The 7,585-nt window shown below is 68.2% G+C and carries 5 protein-coding genes; all 5 read right to left on the bottom strand.

The features are described from left to right. Positions 1-52: 52 nt before the first annotated feature. Entirely contained in the window at positions 53-481 is a 429-nt protein-coding gene (locus tag DJ70_RS14035; RefSeq protein ID WP_004048726.1) for a 30S ribosomal protein S12, read from the bottom strand. 181 nt (positions 482-662) lie between these two features. Next, complete coding sequence (locus DJ70_RS14030; RefSeq protein ID WP_094534037.1) at positions 663-1,487, bottom strand: DUF7537 family lipoprotein; 825 nt, start codon at positions 1,485-1,487, stop codon at positions 663-665. 74 nt (positions 1,488-1,561) lie between these two features. Continuing rightward, complete coding sequence (locus DJ70_RS14025; RefSeq protein WP_094534035.1) at positions 1,562-1,981, bottom strand: NusA-like transcription termination signal-binding factor; 420 nt, start codon at positions 1,979-1,981, stop codon at positions 1,562-1,564. Beyond that, positions 1,981-4,635 (bottom strand): DNA-directed RNA polymerase subunit A'', encoded by a 2,655-nt coding sequence (locus DJ70_RS14020; RefSeq protein ID WP_245810860.1) that lies wholly within the window; start codon positions 4,633-4,635, stop codon positions 1,981-1,983. The genes DJ70_RS14025 and DJ70_RS14020 overlap by 1 nt, the downstream gene beginning before the upstream one ends. 22 nt (positions 4,636-4,657) lie before the next feature. Continuing rightward, positions 4,658-7,585, bottom strand: a complete 2,928-nt coding sequence (locus DJ70_RS14015; protein ID WP_094534031.1) for a DNA-directed RNA polymerase subunit A' — start codon at positions 7,583-7,585, stop codon at positions 4,658-4,660.

Raw genomic sequence — 7,585 nt, 5'->3', positions numbered from 1 at the left:
TCGGGCTCGTCGGCGGCGACGTCCCCGTCGTCCGCCTCGACTTCCTCCCCGCTCATCGGACGGGTTTCTCCGCGTTGCCGCGAACCAGTTCGATCATCGACACGCCGTTGACCTTCTCGACCTTGTAGTTGACGCCGGAGAGGTCGCCCATCGCGCGACCCTTCGCGCCGCCGATCCCCGCGATCGTGACCTCGTCGTGCTCGTCGATGAAGGAGATCGCGCCGTCGCCGGGACAGAAGGCCGTGACCTGCTTCCCGTTCTTGATGAGCTGAACCCGGACGCACTTCCGGATCGCCGAGTTCGGTTGCTTCGCCTCGATCCCGACCTTCTCTAAGACGATCCCGCGGGCCTGCGGGGCGCCCTCGAGGGGGTCGGACTTCTTCTTGAGCCCGCGCTCTCGCCGAGCGTACTCGGAGTCGGACCAGCGGCGCTTCTGCCGGTCCTGTTTGAGCTTACGGGCGGCATATTTGCCGTTCGCCATCGTACGCCGTCTTCCCGACGGAGCTACTTAAGCGTCGTCTTTCCGCCCGGAGAAACGCGCGCAGATCNNGATCTGCGCGCGTTTCGTCGCTCGAGAACGACGGGCGCTCGCGACCGCTGAACCGATAAGCCACCCGGAGAGGCCGTCGTTGGCCGGAGAGCGCCGTCCCGTCGACCCCGGCTCACTCCGCCGTCTCCTCGCGTGCCGTCTCGACCCAGTCCGGAACCGCGACCGTCGCGCCGCGGTCGCGGTACGCGACGTCGACCTCGACCGTGGCGGTCCCGTCGTCGTGTGGGCCCTCCCACGACTGTTCGATGCGCGGGACGAACCCCGGCTCGAACACGTGGGCGGTCGCCGACGCCGTCTCGACGGTCGCCGGAACGCTCCGGTCGCCGTCGAACGACTCGGAGACGAACCGGGCGGTCGGTCGCCCGTCCACCTCGCCTTCGCCGTCCGCCCTCGGATCCCAGTTCCCGAGTCCCGCGTACGTCGTCTCCCCCGAGTCGTCGCTCTGCGGTACCCGGATCCCCACGCGCGCCTCCGACCGAAGCGCCGCCTCGAAGTCGTCCGGCGACCGCTCGACCGCCTGCCGGCCGTAGCGTACGTTCTCGCCGGTCCGTTCACGGACCAAGGCCTCCCCGTCGGCGACGTAGCGTTCGAGCACCTCGGGCTCCTCGCCGCCGGTCAGCGACTGTCTGAAGTACCACCGGCCGTTCTCGAGGTCGTAGCTCGACTCGTACTCCTGGGAGGGGAGCCACGGACTCGGCTCCCCCTCGCCGTCGTAGGACGTCTCCGCCGTCGAGAGGAGGGTCACTCCGCCCGTCTCGACGACGGACTCGACGTGGCTCTCGGCCAGCGTCGCGACGTCGAGCCCATCGCCCTCGCGCCAGTCGGCGTCCGGGAAGGGGCCGGCGGCGCCCCCGCCGGAACACCCTGCGAGGCCGACGCCGGCGGCCGTGGCGAGCGCCGCGAGAAGCCGTCGTCTGTTCGTTCTCGATGCGTCCATGTCGGCCCCGTGACGGCCCGAGAGAAAAAGCCCGCCGAATGCGACGCCCGCGGGCGGGAACGGAGTCGGGACGCTCAGGTCAGCTGGACGTCGTCGATGTCGTGGTGGCGCTTCGCCAGCGTCCGCGCGGTCTCGATGTTCCGGCCGTCCGCGCCGATCGCGACGCCGCGGTCCGGCTCGGCGACCTCCACGTACGCGACCCGGTCGTTCTGCTCCGAGACGGTCACCGCGTTGACCGCCGCCGGCGCGAGCGCGCTCGCGACGAACGCCTCCGGCGTGTCCGCGTCCTCGACGAGGTCGATCGACTTGCCGAGGTCCCGTTCGGCCGCCTCGACGGTCTCGCCGGCCTGGCCGATCGCCGCGGCCATCTCGCCGGCCGGGAGGAGAAAGACGAGCCGGTCGCCCTCCACGAGGCAGTCCTTCGGCGCCACGCCGGTCAGCTCGTCGAACCGGCCGATGTACCGCCGCGCCTCGTCGGAGAGCTCGACGCGCATCAGTCGTCGCCCACGACGCGCGATCCCATCCGGAGGTCGACGTCGCCGGTGCCGATCGAGATCGGCTTGCCCGCGATGACGTTCTCGATGACGCCGTCGAGCTCGTCGTACTCGCCGTGGACCGCCGCGTCGAGCAGGTGGTTGACCGTCACCTCGAACGCCGCGCGCGCGAGCACGGAGTCCTTCGAGCCCGAGATCCCGTGGCGGCCGATCGACTCGATCTCGCCGTTGTTCGTCATGATGTCCGCGACGAGCATGAGGTGCCGGACGTTCACGTCGTCGAGCCCCTGCTCTTCGAGCGTGTTCTTCGTCTCGTCGATGATCGTCTCGCGGGCCGCCTCGACCCCGAGGTTCCGGTAGATCTCGTGGATGTTGTTACACGTCGTCCGCGAGGCGTCGACGCCCTCGATCTCGAGGACGTCGCCGAAGGCGGATCCCTCGGTGTAGAGGACGAACTCCTCGCCGTCCTCCAGCTGCTCTTTGCGGATGACGACGCGCTCGACCTCCTCGATCCCCTTGAAGACGATGTCGCGGAGCCGCTCGACGAGCTGGAGCAGCTCGCGGTAGCTCGGCTCGTTGGGGCCGAACTCGATCACGGTGCCCGCCTGCCGGGCGTCGACGCCGAGCGAGTCCTCGATCGTCTCCGTGATGATCTCGGCGACCGCCGTCGGGTCCGAGTGGGTCGGCCACCGCTCCAGGAGGGTGTCGTCGTTGAGGTCGATCCGGACCAGCATGTCGGCGACGTTCGTGGAGACGTCCCCGAGCGCTAGGATCCGCGTCGACTCGATGGACCAGACGACCTCGTGGGCGCGCTCGCGGTCGGTCGCGTACTCGCCCTCGAGGTGGACCGTCATCATCGGCGTGTCCGGCGTCTTCCGGGCGTCGACCAGCTCGATGAGCCGGGGAAGCCCCTGCGTGACGTCGATCTCCGCGACGCCGGCGTAGTGGAAGGTGTTCATCGTGTTGTGCGTCACGACGCCTTCAGCGGTCGTGAACGTCTCCAACCCCTCGACGGAGAAGTCGTACACGTGCTCGTGGTCGTCGGTGACCGCCTCGATCGACTCGATCCGGTCCCACACGACGTCGCCCTCGACTGCCCGGCGGAGCTCGTCGAGCGAGTCGGAGTCGACGCCGGCGTCGTCGGCCTTCGAGACCATCCTCCGAAGCCGCGTCCGACCGATGCGCTGTCGCTTCGACGCGGCGTTCACCTGTCTGCTCGGTATCCCCGCGTCGGAGGCGATCTCACGGAGCGAGTCGCCGAAGTTCGGGATCTGATCGGTGGAGTCCGGACCGTCCACGTCGAGGTCTTCGGCGAGCTCCTCGAGCGCTTCGCCCCGTTCGCCGACCATGCCGACCTCGTTCGCGAACCGGCGAACGTGTTTCTTCGGAACGCGTAGCGTTCGGGACCCGTCCTGCTCCGCGAGGGTCGAATACACGCCGACCCGCGCGAGCAACAACGAGATCCCGGCCGTGAGTCGATCGCTCGTGGAGCTGGATCTGACGGCGTTCCGTCCGACGTTCCCGTCTCCGCTGAAGTATCCACGGAGGAGTCCACGAACGAACTCGTCGCTCGCGCCGAACGCGAATTCGGGGACGACCTTGTCCCCGTCCTCGGTACACGCGGCGCGAACGAAGTCGGCGAGAACCGTTCCGTTCAGACGAACGTCGTATCCACGGGCGAAGCCGCTGTCGTTCTCGTACTCGTTCACCGAGAGATCGAACCGCTCGGCGAACGCTCGGATCGCGGATTGGAACGTCTCGTCGACGTTCGAGACTGAGACGTAATGGTCCGTCGCCGACCCCTCCGCGAGCCACGCACCGACGAAGAAGCCGGTCTCCGAGTCCAGCGGGAACCGTTCCGGAAGTCCGACCGTCCCGCCGACGGGATACACGGTCTCCTCGTCTATCTCGCCGGTGGCAAGGGCGTTCCGCCTGTTCCGAAGCTGCGCCTCACCGGCGGGTACGGCGTCGACTCCGCCGTCCGTCAGCGTCGACGTGTACCAGTAGTCGGTAGACGGGAGATACTCTCGGAGATCGACCGTGTTCGTCCCCTCGACCTCGAATCGTCCGACGACCGGAAGCCAATCGCCTTCGGCGAGGTCGTCACCCGCGACGGGGGTGATCTCGTTGTCGCGTCGCGTGACGAACGAGTGCGCCTTCGTCGCTCGGATGGTTCGTCCCGACTCGAGGTCGAATCGGAGCAGTTCCTCTGGCGTCTCGTGGCGACTGACCTCCTCGACCGGCTTCCATCGAACCCGCTCGTCTTCGTCGAGACTCAGGGTTTCGAGCCCGTTCGGGGCCATCGTGACCTCGTGGTCGTCGAACTCCCGTGATTCGCGAGAGTCGATGACGTCGTCGACGAGCGAGCCGATCTCGACGATCTCCGTCTCGCCGTCGCGGCGGACGATCACTCGTTCGTCGTACGGGACGCTCATCTGCGTGCCGGGTTCGCCGATCGACTGCGCGGAGACGGTTCCCACGGGCTCGAGGGGATCCACGCGGGTCTCCATGTAGCGGTTCTCGACGCCGGTGACGATGTCCGTCGCCTGCTCGATAGTGATCTCGCCGTGCTCGTCGGCCTTCGCCTCGAGCGTCTCGTACACCTTCGTCTTCAGCCGCTTCGGGAGCTCCGTCGCCTCCACGACGGCCTCCATGTCGTCGGTGACGTGCTCGTACTCAGTCATCCGACTCCACCCCCAGCTCGTCCGCCTTGTTCAGGCCCGGACCGGCGTGCTCCGAGAGGTTCGTCGGCGGCGCGCGCTCGCCGAGGAACCGCTCCTTCTCGTCGTCGGAGTCGAACTCCGACTCGAGGACGCGGTCGGCGATGCCGTCGACGTCGATGCCGTCGCCCTCGCCGGAGGAGACCTTGATCGGCGAGGTGCCGTCCTCGCCGAACTCGAACTGGACGATCCGCCCGGAGGTGTCCCGGACGGTGCCGTCGTACTGCGCCTCCAGCTCGGAGAGCGCGTTGATGAGCCGCCGCTGGAGGTAGCCGGACTTGGAGGTCCGGACCGCCGTGTCGACGAGCCCCTCGCGGCCGCCCATCGCGTGGAAGAAGAACTCCTCGGGCGTGAGCCCGCCGCGGTAGGAGTTCTCCACGAAGCCGTGCGCCTCCGCGGAGAGGTCGTCCGCCTCGTAGTGCGCGAGCGTGCGGTCCTCGTAGCCGCGGTTGATCCGCTCGCCGCGAACCGCCTGCTGGCCGACCGAGCCGGCCATCTGCGTGAGGTTGAGCATCGAGCCACGCGCGCCGGAGCGGGCCATCACGACCGCCGGGTTGTCGTCGCCGAAGTGTTGGTCGGCGATCTCGCCGGCGGAGTCGCGGGCCTTCCCGAGCGTCTGCATGATCTTCATCTCCAGCGTCTCGTCGACGCTGCGGCCGGGCAGCGACTCCAGTTCGCCCGCGCGGTACGTCTCGATCAGCTCGTTGACGCGGTCGTACGCGCTGCCGATCGCCTCGTCGACCTGCTCTTCCGCCTCCGGCGGGATCGACTCGTCGTCGATCCCGATCGAGAAGCCGAAGTGCATGATCGCGCGCATCGCGAGCGAGGCGATCTCGTTGATGAAGACGCGGGCCCGCGTCTCGCCGTACTGCTTCGTGAGGGTGTCGACGACCTCGCCGCCGAACGCCCCGACGGCGTCCTCGTCGATCGTTCCCTCGACGAGCTGGCCGCCCTCGATGACGACGGCGTCGCCGGTCGAGGAGGTGAACTCGAGGGAGAGGTCGTCGGGAAGCAGCTCCGAGAAGAGCGTCCGGCCGGTCCAGAACTCCCGGCCGTCGTCGTCGACCCCGTCGGCCTCGGGCAGCTCGTCCACCCGCGTCGCCCGGAGCAGGTCGAGCGCCTGCGTCTCAGTGAACTCGGGGTTGGCGTGGGTGAGCAGGTACGTCCCGGAGATGTGGTCCTGGATCGCGCCGATGATGTTCCCGCCGAACCGCGGCGAGAGGATCTGCTCTTGGACGCGCATGAGCACCCGCGCCTCGGCGCGTGCCTCCTCGTTCTGGAGCGCGTGCATGTTCATCTCGTCGCCGTCGAAGTCGGCGTTGTAGGGCGGACAGACGACGGTGTTGAGCCGGAACGTCTTGTACGGCATCACGACCACCTCGTGGGCCATGATCGACATCCGGTGCAGCGACGGCTGCCGGTTGAAGATCACGATGTCCCCGTCGACGAGGTGGCGGTTCACCTCCCAGCCGGCCTCGACCTTCTCCGCCAGCTCCTCGCAGTTCTTCTCGGTCACCTTCAGCCGGCGGCCGTCGGGCCGACGCACGTAGTTCGCGCCCGGATGCGCCTCGGGGCCGTTCCGGACGTACTGGCGCGCGTCGTCGACGTTGCGCTCGGTGACGTTGAGCGTCTGGGTCATCTCCTTGGCCACGCGGTCGGGGACGCCGACCTCGTTCAACGAGAGCGTGGGGTCCGGCGAGATGACGGTCCGCGCCGAGAAGTTGACGCGCTTGCCGGAGAGCGACCCGCGGAATCGTCCCTCCTTCCCCTTCAGCCGCTGTGAGAGGGTCTTGAGGGGGCGACCGGAGCGGTGGCGCGCCGGCGGCGTCCCGCTGATCTCGTTGTCGACGAAGGTGGTGACGTGGTACTGTAACAGCTCCCAGAGGTCCTCGATGATGAGCTGGGGGGCGCCCGCCTCGCGGTTCTCCATGAACCGCTGGTTGATGCGGATGATGTCGACGAGCTTGTGGGTGAGGTCGTCCTCGGAGCGCTGGCCGTTGTCCAGCGTGATGGAGGGGCGGGTGGTGACCGGCGGCACCGGCAGCACCGTTAGGATCATCCACTCCGGTCGGGAGTGTTCGGCGTCGATGCCGAGCACCTCCAGGTCCTCGTCCGGGATGTCCTCGAACCAGTCGCGGACGTCGGAGGGCATGAGCTTGTTCATGTCCTCCTCGGTGAGGTCGACGTCGAGCGCCTTCTCGATGGCGCGGCGGTCCTCCTTGCGCGGACGGAACTCGCCCGCCATGATCTCGTTTATCCGCTCGAGGGAGATGTCCGTCTGCTCGGCCAGCTCCTGCGGGGAGGTGCCGGGGTCGTCCGCCTCCTCGTCGGGCTGCATCGCGGCCGCGATGTGCTCGGAGTAGTCGCCCGAGAGCACGTCCTGGACCTCGTAGTAGGTCGTCGGCTTCTCGTGTTTGATGTCCGCCTGCGGCTCGCCGCAGTAGGGACACGTCGACGCCTTCCGGGCCTGCCGGACGGCCGCCTTCAACACGTCGTGGGGGTCCTCGCCGAGCTCCTCGGCGCGCTCCAGCCGGTCACCGAACTCCTCGCGTTCCGCCTCCGTGAGCGCCAGCTTCCCGCACTCGCGGCACGTCGACCGCAGCAGCCGACGGATGAGCTTCGTGAAGCCGACGTGGATGACGGGGGCGGCCAGCTCGATGTGGCCGAAGTGGCCGTTACACGACCCGGAGTGGGAGCCGCAGGTCCGACACTCCAGTCCGGGGTCGATGACGCCGAGCCGCGGGTCCATCAGCCCCATGTCGATCGGGTAGCCGTCGTCGTCGTACGTGTCCGCGGTGATCACCTTCGTGGCCGACATGTCCCGGTACGTCTCCGGGTCCATGAGGCCGAAGTCGATCCCGCCGAGCACCTTCGGTGTTTGCAT

It is taken from the genome of Halorubrum halodurans, assembly GCF_002252985.1.
Classification (GTDB): domain Archaea; phylum Halobacteriota; class Halobacteria; order Halobacteriales; family Haloferacaceae; genus Halorubrum; species Halorubrum halodurans.
The sequence above is the reverse complement of the archived record's forward strand: the minus strand, read 5'-3'. Positions and strand labels throughout refer to the sequence as shown.